The following is an 18,453-nucleotide window of genomic DNA, read 5'->3' as shown; positions in this document are numbered from 1 at the left end:
ACGCCCCAACTATAATGGGGGTTTGCAGGCTTTTTAGGTTGTAGATTTATTTAGTCAACATACTTGTTGCCGTCAGCATCAATATAAATGGATTGAACAGCTGTGCGGCGGTACGGATATCCAGCCTCTGTGGTGCCGCTAATTTCATAGGTTACAGAATAGATGCCGGGCTTGTCCGCTTTGGATAGCTCAATTTGTCCGGTAGGGTTAACGTTTTTTTGCTGTACCGTCAAACCTTTGGATGTAGAAGTGACTCCTTGCTGCGGATCACCATAATATTGAACTTGGTAGGTAACTTGTGTAACACTGTTCGGGGAATCCTGTGGTTTCAGATTTAGCTTCGGGCCCACTGCATTTAAATTGTATTTCAGCTCAGGAACTTGAACAGCCTGGTAACGTGCAATCAGGAGATACGCTCCATTATCAGGAACCGTGACGTTCAGTTTATAGGTGCCCGGTTTTGGATTTTGAATGACGGCGTTATGATGCCAGGCACCAGCAAAAATATCGTCATCATAGCCTGCTTTCAGATTAATAATTTCACTAGTACCGTCAGGCTTGGTTAGTTCCAGTTTACTCACACGTTTATCGCTGATCCAGTCCAGATCAATGGATTTTACACCATTTTCAACAGTGAGGGTTTCTGAGGCTTTTCCATTATAATCGCCGCCTCGGATAAAATATGAATTATCGATCTCGCTATAGGTGGATTGTGAAGCAGAAGCAGTCAGGGAAGATGCTGAAAGTGCCTCAGTTTCCTGATTCAATGCTGGAGTATTCGCTTGGAGGTAGGGTTGGATCAGGGAGAAGACGTAAGAACCGGTGCGAACCTTGGCATGATCCCAAGATCCGACTTTAACTACACGTCCGCCGGGAAGCTTAGCGTTGTCGACTGTGACCACTCCATCATTCTTACCAAAGGAGGAGAGGTAAAGTCCGCCCAGTATGTAGGAAGCAGTGCCGCCAGACCAGTTATCACCAGCAAACGTGAAGAATGGAACTGTAGTCGCATTACTAAGTGAATCGGTCTTGGTTCGGAAATACTTCATATAAGATGTTTGTAAAGTGGAGGTACCGGGATTTTGTGACCCGACGATATCTGCCAGCCATCCGGCCCAGCTACTGTAGGCGAGATCTGCAAGTTGTGAACCATGATGAGGACTGCTGAGGGTGATGACACGTTGTACATAAGGAGCGGCTCCGTTATATACGAGAGCGGTTTGAGTATCCACTCCACCTTTGCTGTGGGCGATGACGATAAGCTTTTTTCCAAAGTGATTGCTGATGACCTTAATTTTGTCGGCCAGAAGCTTACCATTGTCCCACATATCTTGGGATGTGCCAGTTGTATCGTACAGATTAATGGTGGCTGTCTGGTATCCGGCGTCACGTGCGCGCTGAAGCATATCGTTATCATTCTTGGTCCAGACTTCAGCGCTACTGTTCAAACCATGTACGAACAATAGTGCGGGCTTGGCTGGATCAACGCGATTAGGTGGTGGACCTTCTGCCCAGCTTCCGGCGGGATCTTTTGGGGGTTGGGGTGTAGTGGAGCCTGCAAAAGCGCCAACGGGGACAAGAGTAACTGATAACAAAAAAATGAGCATCAAAACGGTGATCTTTTTCAAACTGAAAATCCTCCTTTGTAAAATAAAGTATTTTTCAAGCTTATTATACATGCCATCTTGTGGTAAATCATCAATTGTATTTCATATTTACATTAAAATTTTATTTTTTTAGTCATTTTTTAGTCAGGATATCCCTATGATTCATAGCGCATGATAATCTCGTCACACATTTTATAATGTATGGAGGATGAGTTCATGCCAGGAACTAAGAAGGTCATCAGTTTTACGATTTCTGCTGCTTTACTCGCCAGTATGGCTGCTTTGACCGGGTGCGGAAATGCCGATCATAACGTTCGTACGAACAGTACACGCTATAACGCGCAAAGCACACATCACATGGATGGTGTGAACCGTTATGGTATGGATGGTGTGAATCGTTATGGGGTTAAGTCCAATGGTATGGATGGGATGGCATTGAATGAAAATGCCAACCGAACCGGACATCCAGTCCGTAATCTGCAAGTCGATCGCAATTTGTCCAAACGTATATCCGAGATGCCGGATGTAAAGTCTGCGACAGTGCTGGTCGGTGAACGACATGCCTATGTAGCCGTTTCCTTGAAAGACCAAGCCAACGGAACAGGTGTCGGTGCTCCAAGTGTTGACGGTACTCCAAGTGCAAATAGTATTGGACGTAACGGGAATGTACCGAGTGTGAATGGCGTTAATGGTACTAGAGGAAACCGTACTACGGATACTACAACGCCTGGAATGACAGACAATGGAGTAACCGGGAATGGAACACCTGCGCGTCGTGATGACGGTTTATTCGGTACGATGGGTACAGGCTCGTACGGTATGTTGCGTGGCTTGACGGACAACAATCGCGCAAATACCGGAAACACCACCATCGAGGGAGCAAGAACTGCATATGAACCAAGTGATGCAGTCAAGAGCCGAATCGCGAATAAAGTTAAGCAATTTGCACCTTCGATTGAACAGGTGTATGTATCGGCTAACCCGGATTTTGTCAAACAAGCCACTGACTTTACACACAGTGTGCAAAATGGTCATCCGATTAGAGGCTTGAGCAATGAAATGGTGGACGTGATTGAACGTGTATTCCCAACTCCGGCGGCTGGTACAAACCGTCCAATGGAAAATACAGCACCCACACGCCCACAAAATCATACGCCCGCGCCGATGAATCATCGCTAATTCAAACCCTATAAGTGTGTGCAATGCCAAAGAAAGAGCTATCCATCTCAGCGAATACGCTGGTGGATAGCTCTTTAGTTTTGGGGAATGATAACTATAACTGAATTATTTGCGCAATCCTTTAATCCATACGCCTTGCAGCTTTAAGTCTCTATCCAGTAACAGGATGTCTGCTTGTTTACCTGCTTCAAGCGAACCTGTACGATCAGCAATGTGCAAGGATCGAGCCGGATTCAGGCTGGCCATTTGTGATGCCGCGGGAATACTTATACCCACATGTTGAACCAAGTAGCGGAAGCCTTCAATCATCGTTAGTGTGCTTCCTGCCAAAGTGACGCCATCCTCCAGTCGTGCTACACCGCCCTGCACGATCACCGGCAAATCGCCGAGCGTATAATGACCGTCTTCCAGACCAGTAGCAGACATGGCATCTGTGATGAGAATGAGATTATGATCCTGCTTTAATCTAGCGAGCAGGGAAATGGCGGCGGGATGCACATGAATGCCGTCCGCGATGATTTCTGCTTCAATGCGCGGATCAGCGAGTACGGCTCCGGCGGCTCCCGGCTTGCGATGATGCAGCGGAGTCATAGCATTAAACGCATGCACCGCATGATTCAGCCCCGCCGTCGCTGCCTGTTCAACCTCTTCATACGTAGCATCCGTATGACCGAGAGCCGCGGTAATGCCATGGCTACGCAGCCATGCAATCAGTTCCAGCGCTCCTTCCCGTTCGGGCGCAAGCGTGAGCTGGCGAACAAGGCCTGGATAGCGCTGCTCCCATTCTGCCACCCATGAGAGATTCGGTGGCACGATATGTTCTGGGTTTTGCGCTCCAGGCCAGTTCGGACTGATGAACGGCCCTTCCAGATGTACGCCCTCCAACTGAGCATAGGGCATAGGTAGTGCCATGTATGCGTGAACTTCACTCAATACCCGGTCAATCTGTTCCTTGGGCGCGGTCATGGTGGTAGCCAGCATAGCCGTCGTTCCTTGTGAACCGTGAAAGGAGGTGATCGTATCCAGCACCCTTGAACTGGAGTCCATAAAGTCCTCACCGTTACCGCCGTGAACATGAATATCAATAAAGCCTGGTAGCAGATATCCTCCTTCCAAACGCACAATGTTTGCGGTTTTCGCTGCGGTTTCTTCCTGATTTGCCAAGACTACCGCTGTCCAATCGGCGGGTAAATGCTCTTCTGAACCAGCGAATACAATGGATTGCCCCTCAATGACGACAACCCCTTTTTCAATAATGTCATTTCCAACGACAACTTGCCCATACAGTAGCTGGGGTACGTTACCACTCATTTCATTTGACTTCAATTGAACCATCCTCCTGCTTTCTGATCTAGTAAAATAAGTACGTTGGGGTGACATTGCAGCAGAGAAGCCGGACACTCAGTCGTGACGGGTCCAGTTAAAGCCTGCTTTATAATATCAGCCTTATCCGCACCAAAAGCCACCAGTATAATTTGCTTCGCCTTAAGAATCGTGCCTACTCCCATCGTAACTGCTTGCCTGGGTACAGCATCTATATCGCCAAAAAATCGAGCATTCGCCGAGCGCGTACTTTCTTTCAAATCTACAACATGTGTGGTTCCAGTCAAGCGGTGACCAGGTTCGTTAAAGCCGATATGACCATTATGACCAATGCCAAGCAATTGCAGATCCACGGGTCCATGGTCCAAAATGGCCTGCTCGTGCGCTGCACATTCTGCTGCCAGATCCAGTGCATTCCCGTCAGGGACACGTGTATGGGATATCGGAATATCGATATGCTGGAACAAGTGCTCATTCATAAAGCTTCGATAGCTCTGCGGATGTTCTGGGGGAAGACCAACATACTCATCAAGATTCACGGAATAGGCTCGTGCAAAACTGACCTGTCCCTTGCGGTACATATCTGCAAGATGTTGGTAAATGCCAATCGGCGTACTACCGGTGGCCAGGCCAAGCATGGCCTGTGGTTTGGATAGCAGCAAGCTGGCGATCACAGCGGCGGCAGTAGCGTTCAGGTCCTCACGGCTGTTCAAAATGCGTATGTTCATCTTAGTGACCCCCTGGTTGTTTTTTGAGCTTGCTCACTTGTTGATATGAACCTTCCAATCTCGGAATATATTTGTCAAAATCTGCGCTCACCATACCTGTAAACAGAATATCTATGATATGAAGCTGGGCAATGCGGGAGGCCATATCCCCACGTCGCATTCCTTCCTCCAATGAGGAGGAAAATAGCGCAATATCCGCAAGACCTGCCAGCGTATTGTTTCCGAAGGAGGTCAGGGATAATGTCTTAGCCCCCTGTTCCTTTGCACAACGTAGAGCCGCAATGGTCTCCTGGGTTTCTCCTGAATAAGAGACGGCAAAGGCGACATCTCCTGCTCCGAGCGAGGAGGCAGAGGTAATCTGCATATGCGAATCTGCAAAGGCAGTGCTGTTCTTGCCAATACGGATGAGCTTCTGGTAAAAATCCTGTGCCACAATCGACGATGTCGCCATCCCATAGAGATCAATGCGGCTCGTGGCTGACAGCCATGCAATGGCCTGCTCCAGCTTGTCGTAATCCAGCAGTCGGGTCGTGTCCGCAATGGATGCGGTATGGTTCGCCTGAATAGCCTGCACGATTCGGGAAAGTGAATTTCCGGCGACAATATCCTGATAGGATTCTTCACCATTACGGTTGGAGTGGGACAACTCGGCGGCCAGCTTCATTTTGAAATCGGGATAGCCTTTAAAATGTAGTGATTTGCAAAACCGCGTAACGGTCGCCGCGCTCACACCACAACGCTCTGACAGCTCCCGAATACCCAAATGCAGCACATCTTCCGGGGATTGCAGGATGGATTCCGCCAGCTTGCGCTCCTGTACGGGAAGCTGCTCCAGTCTATGGGCTAATGTATGAAGAATGGGGGACATGAGCTGTGCTCCTTTGGCTGTAGAATGTTTGTGTGAAAAAAAGTATCGTATACAAGAAGAATATAAGGAAAAACATTTTCATGTGTATTGTAAAATAATTCTGCCGCTCATGCAAGAGATGTGAGGAGAATTTTTATTAGATTTTGCGAAAAAATAGCCGGCGAAAATTGTAGAAGTTATCATACATTAATTTACATATTGCGAGTTTTACTTACAAAACAACCTATTGACTTGTCTCTTCATTGGAGGAGTATAATTGAATAAAGTTCCAGTGAAGGAATTTTTCTAGGAGCTTTCTTTGCAGAGGGCATCGTTGGGTGGAACGAACAGAATCTCATTCACAAGGAGGAGTTTGCTATGCAAAGCCAAGTGATTGAAATGATCAGCGCGGTTAAGGAAGATCCTGAACTGGTCGCTAAGCTGGATGGACATTCGGACATTATTCATGATGCCGGACTGGATTCGTTGCAGTTGGTTCATTTCATGCTGCAAGTGGAGGATGCGTTTGATGTGGAGATTGATTTTGATTCCTTTGAGCTAGAGCATTTGAGCTCGGTAGATGCGTTTTGCAGCTACATTCAGGGGATCAGCGATGCGGAACAAGCGCCGCACCTGGAGGGAATGGAGACGGTCTGACGTACAGCTTGGTACATGTGCCTGAAAATCCATTAAACGAGGTGTTAGCATGCAGCCCAAAAGCAATGTGCTGATTGATGAGAAAGCGTTCAAGCTCATCAAGCGTAACCTGAAAAACGCTTCTGTATCTTACCGTAACGCCACACAGGACCCTACTTTCAAAACGGACATGCCCCAGACGATCGGCATTAAGCTGACCAACCGCTGCAACCTGAGATGTACACACTGTTTTGAATGGAACGAGGAAGGCTACCATCACCAAATGGATAAAGAAGAACAAAACATGGATCTTGCTCCGGACATGCTCCGGCAGATTTTGAGCGAAACCAAGGAAGCCAAGTCCAGACTGTACATGTGGGGCGGCGAACCGATGTTTCACCGGCGTTTTGATGAAATTTTGGACGTGCTGGCGGAAGATCGGCGCGAAATGACCTTTTGTACAAATGGATTACTTATTGATAAATATTTGGACCGGATTTTGGATTTGTCCGAAAATCTGGAGTTATTAATAGCGATTGAAGGTTTTGAAAGAGAACACGATCTAATTCGCGGTAAAGGCACCTTTCAAAAAACAATGCGGCAGATGGATAAGCTGATTGAACTGCGCGACCAGGGATTGTACAAGGGACGGGTAACTGTCCATGCGGTCATTAACGATAACATGATCGGACGGATGTACGAATTTCTGCAAATGCTGGAGGACAAAAGGCTGGATCTGGTGCTGCTGACGTTCCCCTGGTACATTTCCAAAGAGACCTCCCTCAAAATGGATGAATATTTCACACATAATTTCTCCTGGCTCCGACAACTTGAAGAAAAAAATATTAGTAGCTGGCATGCTTTCAAATATAAAATCAACCCGGATAACATCGATCCTCTGATGCAGGAACTACAGCGGATCAATGAGCGAGTATGGAACATTCGCGTGCGCTATCAGCCCGGTTTGGATTATGAGGAAATTGATAAATTTATACATGGCGAGGAAATGGTCAGCCGTTGTTCCAATCATTGTTTGGCGCTCACCTCCAGAACAGATATTTTACCAGACGGGAAGGTCATGCCTTGCAAATTTTTCAGTGAGTTCACGATTGGAAGCATGCGTGAGCACAGTCTGAAGGAGATATGGAACTCGGATGCGTATGAGAAAACTCGTCAAAAGATTAATCATGAAGGATTGACTCCGGTGTGCTCCAAATGCAGCGTATTGTATCTGCACGGGGCAGGCTCTCTGAAATACATTTAGTTTTCTATGGATGTTGTTTGTTACTGGATGGAAGAGAGAGGGATGATGACAAGACGTGACGACTAAAACTATTAACCTTGTGGAAGCGCTTGCGCATGAACGGGACCATGGAGTCCTGATTTGGCTGTTTAATATCGGCGCAGAGCAAGTGTGGCATCCATCCCCCCGCAAGGGGGGCATGGTAGACCGGGATGAACAGCAAGTCGTAAACCGGATGGAGGAAATGAATCTCCTGCTATGTCGAAGTCAGGATGTCATTGTACTTCGGGAACAGCCGGATGAGGCGTTTCTGGACATGCTCCAACGGTTGGGCTTTAGCCTGCCGCGTATTGAGGTGCCGGAGCCTTCTGATCCGCTAACGCCGATTTCAGAGCTGGTGCTGGCGGATGAGGCGCTTTTGGCACGACTGCGCACGGTTGCAGATGCAGGCCACAGCAGCGGCGGAGCCAAAGCGTGGCTCGTCCCCTATGCGGTCACACCGCAGGAGGAAGCGATTGCGGAGCTTTGCGGGCTAGAGCTGATCGGTGCTCCATCCGCGGTCAGTGCTCAGGTGAATGATAAAATATTCAGCCGCCTGACCGCGCAAAAGCTTGGTTTTGCCGTCAGCGAAGGCGCTGTATGTGCAGACGAATCGGCGATCCGCAGGGAGTGTGCCAGACTGGCTGACTTATCGGATGGACCTGTGAAGCTGATTATCAAGCAACCGCACGGTGCCTCAGGACAAGGCATGTATATGCTGGACGAGCTGTCCAAGCTGGACACACTGCTGAGTGTGATGAAGCGTTTTGGCGGCTCGTCGCCATCTTCCGGCGGTTGGCTGGTGGAGCGCTGGCACAATAAGCAGATGGATCTGAACTACCAGCTCTGCATTGACGAGGGCGGTGGTGTGACGATGTTTTCGCTAAAAAGGCAAAACGTGGATGGCACCGTATATATCGGATCTCAAGTGCCGGCTGAGATTGGCGATGCGCTGGAGGAAGAAGTGAGACGCTGCGCCTATCAGCTGGGTACGCATCTCTATTCCATTGGGTATACGGGAATGGCCTCTATTGACGGTTTTGTTGACGAAGAAGGTTTGCTGGTTCCAGTCATTGAGATAAATGGTAGATTTACGTTGTCTACCTATATTTCGTTCCTGTCATCCGTCCTGGGAGAACAGCATAAAACATTATCCCGTTATTACCGCAACGTTACCGCTACACCTCTCACCTACAGCCGCTTGTGCGGGTTGCTCGCGGAGGAGGGCTTGCTCTATACGCCCGAACGTCCAGAAGGGGTGTTTGTGTATACGGCGGGTACATTGTCTGGTATTCCTGTGAAGCGGGGCTATGTGAACCGGATTTTCACACTTATTTTGGCAGACAGCTGGCAGGAAGCTGATGCTTATGCGCACAAATTGGAAGGTATTATTGCTGGATTAGGATGCTCATAAATTGGAGGGAATCAAAAATGAAAACAGATGTATACCATGTAGTACCCTTGCTGGAAAAGATTTTGAAACTGGCTCCGGGAGAACTGGAACAGTTGACTCCGGATCAGGATCTGCGAACCTTGGGGCTGAATTCCTTATCCGCTGTGGAATTAATTGTAGAGTTGGAAAATGAGCTTGATATTACGATGGAGGACGACGATCTAGTGCTGGAGCATCTATCTACACTGCAAGGCATCGAGCGTCTGCTGGGCAAATATGCATAAGGGCGCTGAAAAGACAAGGTTGATGCAGGAATCCGATATGGAGACTCGTCATGATTCCGTTGTGGACTATGGTGCAGAAGAAGTCGCAAACGCTCTTCCAGGGAAACATTGTGTATATTCTTCCCTGCGTACCTCATTGCGGAGGTACGGGGTGAACATGGCCGAATCCGAGCTATTCATGCTGTGTGGAAGTATGTGCGCAGAGTACGGTGGAGATTTGAAGCGCTTCGGACCTGAGAAATATCCGGAGCAGCTTCAAGAAATGGCAGCCAGTGGTGGACCTGTTATTCGGGTGGAACCGTGGGTCGCTGGTGTCAGCGATGAAACCAACCTGTTGCAGGTGCTCACATCGGGCTACGGTACCATGCTGCATACGTCGAGCACCGCTTTAACCTATCACGATGTATATGTGAAAAATTACCCAAGGGGCCACGTGATTGAGTTGTGCGGGTTGGACTTGCAAGAACGGACAGCACAGGTGAATGACAGCTTCCTGCTCGATTCCTCGGGACATGCCATGACTTATGTGGGCTCAGCCCGGCTCGACGATCTGATGCAGGGCATTATTGAGTATGCATGGCTGGTGGAGCAGCCTGCCCCGCTTTCGCCAAGTGAGATGCATGCTGCGTGTGCTCATCATATTCGACAGTATTTGACTGGACACGAAGCCATCTGGAGAGGCGTACCTACGTCTAATGAGTCGGAAAGTCAAACGGGGAAAGCTGTGACAGGCAAGCAGGTCAAGCGGGGAGATGAGGGGTACCGGGCATTTGTCGGTGACTTCCATCTGTTGGCAGACATGGAGGATCAGGATTTTCGGACGTACTGTCATGAAATCTATTACAATCTGCGATTGGGCAGTGCCCTTCATTTGACGGATTATACAGCTGATTATTGCCTGCTGCATCAAGCTACGCTGGGACCACAAACACAGCATGTAATTGAATTGGCACAGGCGCTGTACGCGGATTGGCACAAGCTTAATCTGCATATTTACAAAACAGGGCTTCAATTGCGCAAGCATCGGATGCCTGAAATTACGGAACGAGCTTTGCATTTAATTGAAAGACAGCGGCATATGCTGGAGGAACTGATGATTTTAGCAGAGCAAGCAGCCGAGTAGTCCAAGCATTCGGCCGTATAAGAAACGTTCATCAGGTGTCCTGCACAGAGGAAAGAGGAGGGGAATTGATTGCCGTCCATTACATTAAACCAATTGTCGAAAACATTTACGTACTACAAAAAGGAGCCGGGCGTGCGCAAATCGTTACAAAACTTGTTCAGGCGTGAGCAGCTGACCAAAGAGGCTGTGCAAAATGTCAGCTTTAGCATTGAGGAAGGCGAAATTGTCGGATTTCTCGGTCCAAACGGGGCGGGCAAAACAACGACGCTCAAAATGCTGTCTGGCATTCTCCATCCCACGGACGGGGAGGCATCGGTACTTGGCTTTACCCCGTGGAAACGACAAAAAGAGTTTAAACGTCAGTTTTCCATTGTAATGGGACAGAAAAACCAGCTCTGGTGGGATTTGCCTGCAAGCGAGTCATTCGAGCTGAACAAGCTTATCTATGAAATCGATGAAAACCGTTATAAAGAGGCACTAGAAGAACTGGTCACCCTGCTTGGGGTGGAGGAGCAGCTTCATGTGCAGGTTCGGCGGCTGTCTCTCGGCGAGCGTATGAAAATGGAACTGATCGCCGCGCTGCTGCATCGTCCACGGGTCATTTTGCTGGATGAGCCGACCATCGGACTGGACCTTGTTTCTCAGCGGCGGATTCGAGAGTTTTTCAAAGCCTATAACCGCACGCACCGGACAACCATCCTGCTGACAAGCCACTACATGAAGGATATTGAGGATTTGTGCAGTAGATCCATCATTATCAGCGGGGGCAGATTGGTCTATGACGGAGACTTACACAAGGTGAATGAGGTCATCGGTGCCCGTAAATTACTCAAGGTTCGACTGGAGACCCCCGTATCCAGCCTAACGTTGGCGAGCCTCGGCAAACTTCGCTCCAACTCGGAGCTGGAGGCGGTATTTGAGCTGGATGCAGAAGATACCTTGGCTTGGTCCAAAAAGATTTTGGACGCACTGCCTGTCGTTGATTTTACGATTGAGGACGTCCCGCTGGAAGAGGGGATAGCCAATTTGTACGATGGGGGCAGGCTGGCCGATGCGAAATAACAAATATGTGAAGGTACTCCAGCTTGGTATGCAAAACGAAATGGAGTATCGGGCTAATTATTGGCTCCAAATGGCGGGATTTATGTTGCCGATCATGACGCAAATTTTTCTCTGGCTAGCTGTATTCGGTTCTTCGGGACAAGCAAGAGTGCTGGGCTATTCTCTGCCAGAAATGCTGGTGTATGTGGTCATGGCGGGAGTAACTGGAAAACTGATTGCTACGGGCTTTGAATACGAAATTGCTACAGATATCAAGGAAGGTGGACTGGCAAAATTCATGGTACAGCCTGTGCATTATTTTGCTTACCGTTTTTGCCGGTTTATCGGAGGCAAAGTCATACAGTCTGCGGTCGTGCTGCTGGCGGCTGCTATTTTGCTGTTATGTCTTAGCCTGGAAGGACAAATCAGCTTCGGGCTATCGTACATCCTGCTTTACATATTGGCGTTGCCGGGAGCGCTTGTGCTTAATTTTGTGGTCTATTATGCGCTGAGCGGCATAGCCTTTTGGGTGACGGAATCGGCGGGACTATTTTATACGCTGTCGCTTGTCATTTACGTAGCTAGCGGTACCGTGTTTCCGCTGACGATTTTTGGAGATGTTTTGGCCCGTCTGTTCAGTCTGCTACCGTTCAGCTACACCGTATTTTTTCCGGTGAATGCGTTGACGGGCAAGCTGACTGTGCTGGAAGCCGCTAAAGGCATTGGCGTGCAATGGCTCTGGATTGTAGTGCTGGCGGCCCTATCACGCTGGGTGTGGCAAGCCGGGGTCAAACGCTTTGTCTCGGTGGGGGGTTAACATGAAAAATGTTTTCCGAAACGTTAGGCGCTACATCAGACTGTACTGGAAGTTTGTCCAGTTTTCTGTCATGTCGCAGATGGAATACCGCATTAATTTTATAACTGCATTTCTGGTTGAAACGGCTTATTTGCTCATCAAGCTGCTGTACGCATCGGTTCCATACCGCGCTGGGACGGATATTAATGGCTGGTCTCCTGACGCCATATTGTTATATATCGGCGTGTTTACGATGATGAGCGGATTTTATAGTGGATTGTTCTACAGTAATTTTACAAGCCTGCCTGACAAAATTCGTACCGGCTCACTGGACGTGCTCATGACTAAACCCGTATCGCTGCAATTTATGGTAACACTGCGTCAATTTGAATTGGGCTATACCGTGCCGAATGTAATTGGCGGCGGAATTATGACAGGGGTCGGCTGGCAACGACTCGGATTGCCGTTTAATTTTGAAACTGTAGGAGGGTTCTCTGTGCTGCTTGGATGCGGGGTGCTTACGGCATACTCCGTATTTTTGCTCCCTCAACTGCTAGCCTTCTGGATCATCCGCACGAACGGCGTTACGGAGCTGTCCAACAGCATTTTCGAGACAAACTATGTGCCGATGGCCGTGTACAGTAATCTGATTCAGCGTATCGGTTTGTTCGTGCTTCCGGTGTTTGTCATTTGTAATTTTCCGCCCATGTTCATTCTCGGCAAAATGGAAACCGGGTTAGTGGTATGGGCATTTCTCGCACCTCTCTGGCTGCTGGCGATCATCCGCCTGATATGGCAGTTTGCTCTACGTGATTATACGAGCGCGAGCCAGTAGCGCTACCGTGTAGTAGGCCAATAATGAAGCAGGAAAGGAAGCGAATCATATGAATGCGATACCGAATCAGCGTCATTTGTATATGGGAACGTTCGAAGCGGAGGTTTACTGGCGGGATGCCCAGTTAGCTTCCTTGCCAGCCCTGCCAGACCGGGCTTCTTCTGCGATTGTAGCAGCCATGGATGAACTGCTGTTCAGCTTTTGCCAGCCGGGAGATGCGTTATTGACCCGTTATGCCATTTCGCCCGTACATCGTCAGTATATCGCGCAGTTGGGCTTTCATCCGGCTGTCAACGAACGGGACTTGACCGATGGCATGGAGCGTGCAGGCAACGTGTCGACCGCATCAGTATTTGAACTGCTGGGCAGTCGCAAGGCCGATGCCGGAGAGGGGTTTCCTCAACTGGAAGGCTGTGTGCTTAGCCCGTTTGCGGGTTTACCGCATGTGGAGGAGGCTGCACGTGCTTGGGGAATAACACTGCATCAGCCGCCGCTGGAAACGATTCGCAAGGTAAATGCCAAAACGTATTCCTCTGATCTGAAACGCAGCCTTGGTCTGCGCAACCCGGGCTATATTGTGACTTCGTTTGCAGATGTTGCTGAGGCGGGACGTAAGCTGCTACGGGATGGAAGCTTTTTAATCAAGGATGATTTTGGCGTATCGGGCAAAGGAAACCTGCACATTACCTCGACACAAATGCTGGACCGGATCGTATCGTATTTGCGTGGACAGGAGCGTAAAGGCAAACAGGTGCTTTTCCTTTTGGAGCCTTTTCTGGAGAAAGAACAGGATTTTTCATGCCAATTTACGATTGGTGATGATGGGAGTGTCGATATCTTATCTGTACAATGGCTGGCTAACACTCAATTCTCCTATCGGGAATCCTTGTCGCCGGACGGGGCATTTTTGGAGCGGCTGGAGCGCGAGGGCTATTTTAGCTTGATGCAGGATGTGGGACGGCAATTGTATCAAGATGGTTATTATGGCGATGTTTGCATTGATTCCATGACACTTCGTGGTGGGAAGCTGGAGCCAATTATCGAAATTAATGCTAGAAAGTCGATGAGTTTGATCAAGCATCAGCTCGATACCTTTCTGGCCAGGAAAAATATGCGTGGCACGCTGACGAATTATTCGCTGTCCCATGATGGCAGTCTATCCTATGAAGAACTGCTGGAAGGGCTGAAAGGTGAAGGATTGTTGTTCACAGGTGAACGTGAAGAAGGCGTCATGCCTCTGGGTGCCAATACGTTATATGTGAACACAGGTGGACGAGATGGCGAGAACAAGATTGTGGGCCAAACAAGCACGCCAAGCAGAAATGCAACTGGGCGCGGAGGCAGATCATCTGCCAAGCAGGTTCGTGTGAGCGGGATTGGGGCCAACGATGGCGGATCAGAAGGGAACGGCTTGGGTAAGCCGGACTTGAATGGTAAAAAAGAAACCGCTGGAAGCAAACGGGCACGAGGCAAGGGTCGTCTTTATTTGGAACTGGTTGCTGCGAGCGATGAGGAAAAAATGCGATTGACTACAAAGCTGGAGCGTTTTTTGGCAGAGCATCATTTTACAGTGCTGAATTAAACGGGAGGCGTATGAGCATGCGTAAGAATACGGATAAGCTTATGAAGGTAACGATTTTGTGTTCCGGTTTCGGATTGGGCTTTTATACCCCTGGCTTGTTGTTGCAAGCGGGTCTTCGCAGGCTGGGCGTGGATACGGCGATTCATGTATTTGAAAATGTGCTGCCAGAATCGGCCCGTCTCAAGGTCGACAAAAGCCGCAAAGCTTACCATGACAATTTTGCGGTGGCCTTAATGTCACAAAAGGTTCCGCAGGATATGCGTAATTCACTGGATCTCGCAGCGATGGAAGTACTGCTGAACCAATGGATAGAGGAAGATCGGCGGTATTTTATGTGCTTATCCGGTCATTGGATGTATGTACTGGAGGAGTATCGCAAGCGCAGAGAACCGAAGTCGGTGCATGTGGACATTGTGTATATGGATTCGACACCTTCTCCTTCCTGGAAAAATCTAGCCAAGCATAACCCACGTTTTGCGGATGGCTGTGGAGAAACGACCTTTTTTGAAAATGATAACAATAGAGTCAGCCACTATATTGATGTGCCGGCCGTGGAGTATGTACCGTTTGAAGCACGGCAATCCCGCTTATTCGTACATGGCGGCGGCTGGGGCATGGGCACCTACCGTGACAAGGTTGGACGATTGGAAGAAGCGGGCTGGGAGCTGGATCTGCTGTTGTATGATCAGGATCAACCGGATGAACAGCGGGACAGTATACGCTATTTTCAGATGGACCCGCAGTGGAGGACATGGCAGCGAAATGAAGCCGGAGAGCATACATTTCCACCTTTCGGAGAGGTGAAAAGAGGCGAGAAGACAGTGTATCAGGTTGGACCGGATTACCATAGCATGCTGGACCAAGCATGTCGTGTCCAGGCCATTGTCAGCAAGCCCGGTGGTGGCAGCCTAACCGATTCGTTCGCTACAGCTACTCCGCTCATTATGCTGGAGCCATTTGGTGTGCATGAGAAGCATAATGCGGATCTATGGGAACGGCTTGGACTGGGTATGCGGTACGATACGTGGATACAAACCTATGACGGCAGTGCTCAGATACTGGAGGATATGCATCGCAGGATCGTAGAGCTGCGCAGTCGAACGCCGCGTTATATAGAGTCCTATGTGAATAGCATCCAAATGTCAGCAAGCTCACTGGGAATGGAGCAGGGGTCATGAACGCTGCCGCGGCTGCGCAAGAACCTGCGATGCGAGATATTCGCTTTGGGATCATTGGCTGTTCTGCTATTGCTCCGCGTGCCTTGCTGGAACCGATCCGACATGTAGCAGGGGCACGCGTGACCGCGCTTGCGAACCGCACGGTTGCCAAGGCAGGAGAAATGGCAGATCGTTTTGGCGTCAGTGTCATTTATCGGCATGCTGAGGATATGCTAAAGGACCCGGAGATCGACGCTGTATATATTGCGCTCAGCAACGACTTGCATGCCGAGTGGATTGGCAAAGCACTACGGGCTCATAAGCATGTGCTGGTGGAAAAACCGTTATGTCTGAATACGGCTGATCTGGCTCCCTTGGCAGCCACAGTCGAGCAGAGCAGCGCTTACCTGCTGGAGGGAGTCATGGTGCAGCACCATCCTTGGCAGCATGAGCTGCGGAGGATCGTAGAATCGGGGCGTTATGGTCGCTTATGCTCCATAGAGACGAGTCTATGCATTCCGGCAAAAGAAGGACATGCGGACAATTACAGATCTCGTCCGGAGCAGGGTGGGGGATGCTTTTGGGATCTGGGCGTGTACTGGCTCCAGCTGCTTCAAGCCGTCGTTGGATTGGAGCAGGCTGAATTCCACAGTCAATCGGATTTTGATGGTCCTCATGGTTGTGACTGGACATTTAGTGCGCAAGCCCGTTATCCGAGCGGATTGAAGGCATCTGCCCTCTTTTCATTTGAGCGCCCTTATCACTGTGCTCATGTACTGACCTTTGATTCGGCAGTAGTCACTTTAAAGGACTGCTTTCGGGCAAATTTAGGTTTTTATAAAATGACACTCAAGACGGAAATAAAGAAGGATATCATGCCGAATATAACGGATGCGGACGCACTGCCTGTGTTATCACAGACATCCTCGCATACCAAAACGGTTTTCGAGCCTATGAACTATTATGTCAATCAGTTGAATACCTTTTGCAGCATCATCCGGGGAGAAGCGGAGCCCATTCCTTTTCGCGAGGCTGCTGAACGCGTCAGACTGCTGGCAGCCATTCATGAAGCAGCACGCTCGGGCGAGACGATCTATGCAGTATGAGTATGATTGTGTTTTCGAGCGGTGGGGAGCGAATGATGCAAAATACTGAGTATCAAGGCAAAGAGAGGAGGGGAATTCAGTAGATGGATAAAAAGGACGAAGCCTTACTGGAGCGTTTCGGCGAGCATCCGACGCCATTTTACTATTATGACGGGGATGCGCTGCATGCCCATGTCAGCTCGTTACTATCCCGATTGCACCCGGCCGTGCGTGTACATTATGCGCTCAAGGCTAATGGTAACGTAGCCTTGGCTGGGTTGCTGCGCTCGTTAGGTTGTGGTGTTGAGATTGCTTCGGCTGGAGAAATGTTCGTCGCTATGGAGGCCGGGTATGCTGCGGAAGACGTGCTGTACGCCGGACCGGGAAAAACAGTAGCCGAGCTGAACGAGGCAGTAGCCTGTGGAATCGGCTGTATTCATGTCGAATCGGTGAGGGAGCTGCGTCTGCTGGAGGACATTGCTGCCCAAGCGGGCCAGCTTGTCAGGGCAGCGGTTCGCATCAATCCCGATAACGATCTGTCTGGAGCAACGATTAAAATGGGTGGTGTTCCGCGCCCCTTTGGAGTGGATGAAGGGCAGCTGGATCACTTTTTTAAGGTGCTGGAAGATTGCCCGCACGTCAATTTTCAAGGTATTCAGGTATATACAGGTACGCAAATGTTGAAATCGGATCAGATTTTAGCTTCATTTGCGAATACGCTACAGTTGGCAGAACGGGTACAGGCTCAGTATGGTGTGGCAATGCATACGGTCAATTTGGGCGGCGGGTTTGGTGTACCTTATTTTGCTCATGAGCAACCGCTCGATATGGATCACGTCATTGACGGACTGAACGCACTCGCGGAGCAGACCCGAACCCGCATGCCCGGGGTTAAGCTAATCATCGAAAGCGGCAGGTATCTGGTCGCTCAATCGGGCATGTATGTCTGCCGAGCATTGTATACAAAGGAATCCAAGGGGGAGAAGTTTGTCGTGGCTGATGGTGGCATGAATCACTACGCCGCAGCTACTTTTCGAGGACGCCGCATTAGGGACAACTACCCGGTGCGAATTATGCGCAGGCAAGCGGGAGAATTGAAAGAGCCCAAAGAACGAGAAGTGGAAGCAACCCTATGGATGGGGCAGAGAGACGCTTCTGCTCAAACGGCTGTTGCTGTCGAACAATCATTAGAAGAGGTTGCAAACCGAATAGGAGGGCCTCTGGAAGAGGCATCCATGGAGCTTGAGACGGTAAGCATTGTCGGTCCGCTTTGTACACCCGAGGATTGTATTGTGAAAAAAGCGCAGCTTCCTCCGATTCACGAGGGCGATTATATTGCCTTTCCGAATGCAGGTGCCTATGGATTGAGCTATAGTCCACTACAATTTTTAGGACATGCTACCCCGACGGAGCTGCTCGATTTTCGTGGGGAGGTGCATGTCATTCGTGAACACGGTGACCGCACAGACCTGCTGCATCATCAGCGCATGATTCCGTTGCCTGAGGATGTGCAGTAAGTATGTAAAAAAACGCCAAACTCATGGGAACCGATATA

The 18,453-nt window shown here is 49.4% G+C and carries 17 protein-coding genes; 13 read left to right on the top strand and 4 right to left on the bottom strand.

Features of this window, described 5'->3' with window-relative positions:
• Positions 1-50: 50 nt before the first annotated feature.
• Entirely contained in the window at positions 51-1,628 is a 1,578-nt protein-coding gene (locus tag NSS66_RS18895) for an esterase/lipase family protein (RefSeq protein ID WP_076295578.1), read from the bottom strand.
• Between the two features lie 195 nt (positions 1,629-1,823).
• Between NSS66_RS18895 and NSS66_RS18890 the strand changes: the two genes are divergently transcribed.
• Complete coding sequence (locus tag NSS66_RS18890) at positions 1,824-2,786, top strand: YhcN/YlaJ family sporulation lipoprotein (RefSeq protein ID WP_028541499.1); 963 nt, start codon at positions 1,824-1,826, stop codon at positions 2,784-2,786.
• 105 nt (positions 2,787-2,891) lie between these two features.
• Here NSS66_RS18890 and nagA read toward each other — a convergent pair whose 3' ends face one another.
• The 3 genes from nagA to NSS66_RS18875 are packed head-to-tail and all read right to left on the bottom strand — an operon-like array spanning position 2,892 to position 5,705.
• Entirely contained in the window at positions 2,892-4,112 is a 1,221-nt protein-coding gene (gene nagA, locus NSS66_RS18885; RefSeq protein ID WP_081391264.1) for an N-acetylglucosamine-6-phosphate deacetylase, read from the bottom strand.
• Positions 4,109-4,837, bottom strand: a complete 729-nt coding sequence (gene nagB, locus NSS66_RS18880; RefSeq protein ID WP_076295580.1) for a glucosamine-6-phosphate deaminase — start codon at positions 4,835-4,837, stop codon at positions 4,109-4,111. Before nagB ends, nagA begins: the two co-directional genes overlap by 4 nt.
• 1 nt (position 4,838) lies before the next feature.
• Positions 4,839-5,705 carry a MurR/RpiR family transcriptional regulator gene (locus NSS66_RS18875; RefSeq protein WP_023990065.1) on the bottom strand — a complete coding sequence of 289 codons (867 nt, stop codon included), beginning with the start codon at positions 5,703-5,705 and terminating at the stop codon, positions 4,839-4,841.
• Positions 5,706-6,062: 357 nt separating this feature from the next.
• On the opposite strand from NSS66_RS18875, the gene NSS66_RS18870 reads away from it, so the two are divergent.
• The 12 genes from NSS66_RS18870 to NSS66_RS18815 all read left to right on the top strand — a co-directional run bounded on the left by NSS66_RS18870 (position 6,063) and on the right by NSS66_RS18815 (position 18,415).
• Positions 6,063-6,341: an acyl carrier protein gene (locus NSS66_RS18870; protein WP_013311713.1), complete on the top strand. Its 279-nt coding sequence runs from the start codon at positions 6,063-6,065 to the stop codon at positions 6,339-6,341.
• 49 nt (positions 6,342-6,390) lie between these two features.
• The gene (locus NSS66_RS18865) at positions 6,391-7,584 is read left to right on the top strand and encodes a radical SAM/SPASM domain-containing protein (protein ID WP_023990063.1); all 1,194 of its coding nucleotides are present in this window, start codon (positions 6,391-6,393) and stop codon (positions 7,582-7,584) included.
• Between the two features lie 55 nt (positions 7,585-7,639).
• Positions 7,640-9,016 carry a peptide ligase PGM1-related protein gene (locus NSS66_RS18860; RefSeq protein ID WP_023990062.1) on the top strand — a complete coding sequence of 459 codons (1,377 nt, stop codon included), beginning with the start codon at positions 7,640-7,642 and terminating at the stop codon, positions 9,014-9,016.
• 17 nt (positions 9,017-9,033) lie between these two features.
• Entirely contained in the window at positions 9,034-9,279 is a 246-nt protein-coding gene (locus NSS66_RS18855) for an acyl carrier protein (protein ID WP_023990061.1), read from the top strand.
• A gap of 37 nt (positions 9,280-9,316) precedes the next feature.
• Positions 9,317-10,402 (top strand): hypothetical protein, encoded by a 1,086-nt coding sequence (locus NSS66_RS18850; RefSeq protein ID WP_256704510.1) that lies wholly within the window; start codon positions 9,317-9,319, stop codon positions 10,400-10,402.
• A gap of 69 nt (positions 10,403-10,471) precedes the next feature.
• Positions 10,472-11,464, top strand: a complete 993-nt coding sequence (locus NSS66_RS18845) for an ABC transporter ATP-binding protein (protein WP_023990059.1) — start codon at positions 10,472-10,474, stop codon at positions 11,462-11,464.
• The gene (locus tag NSS66_RS18840) at positions 11,454-12,260 is read left to right on the top strand and encodes an ABC transporter permease (protein ID WP_028541504.1); all 807 of its coding nucleotides are present in this window, start codon (positions 11,454-11,456) and stop codon (positions 12,258-12,260) included. The genes NSS66_RS18845 and NSS66_RS18840 overlap by 11 nt, the downstream gene beginning before the upstream one ends.
• Position 12,261: 1 nt before the next feature.
• The gene (locus tag NSS66_RS18835) at positions 12,262-13,074 is read left to right on the top strand and encodes an ABC transporter permease (RefSeq protein ID WP_023990058.1); all 813 of its coding nucleotides are present in this window, start codon (positions 12,262-12,264) and stop codon (positions 13,072-13,074) included.
• 49 nt (positions 13,075-13,123) lie between these two features.
• Positions 13,124-14,656: a hypothetical protein gene (locus tag NSS66_RS18830; protein WP_340959544.1), complete on the top strand. Its 1,533-nt coding sequence runs from the start codon at positions 13,124-13,126 to the stop codon at positions 14,654-14,656.
• 17 nt (positions 14,657-14,673) lie between these two features.
• Entirely contained in the window at positions 14,674-15,834 is a 1,161-nt protein-coding gene (locus tag NSS66_RS18825) for a UDP-glucuronosyltransferase (RefSeq protein WP_340959543.1), read from the top strand.
• A complete protein-coding gene (locus NSS66_RS18820) occupies positions 15,831-16,919 on the top strand; it encodes a Gfo/Idh/MocA family protein (RefSeq protein ID WP_340959542.1) in 1,089 nt (362 codons plus the stop codon). The genes NSS66_RS18825 and NSS66_RS18820 overlap by 4 nt, the downstream gene beginning before the upstream one ends.
• A gap of 83 nt (positions 16,920-17,002) precedes the next feature.
• Positions 17,003-18,415 (top strand): alanine racemase, encoded by a 1,413-nt coding sequence (locus NSS66_RS18815; protein WP_053326007.1) that lies wholly within the window; start codon positions 17,003-17,005, stop codon positions 18,413-18,415.
• The last annotated feature ends 38 nt before the right edge of the window (positions 18,416-18,453 follow it).

Origin of the sequence: Paenibacillus sp. FSL R10-2748 (assembly GCF_038005565.1) — a bacterium.
GTDB classification, from domain to species: Bacteria; Bacillota; Bacilli; order Paenibacillales; family Paenibacillaceae; genus Paenibacillus; species Paenibacillus polymyxa_B.
Note: the sequence above shows the minus strand (reverse complement) of the source record. Positions and strands in the feature narration are given on the sequence as shown.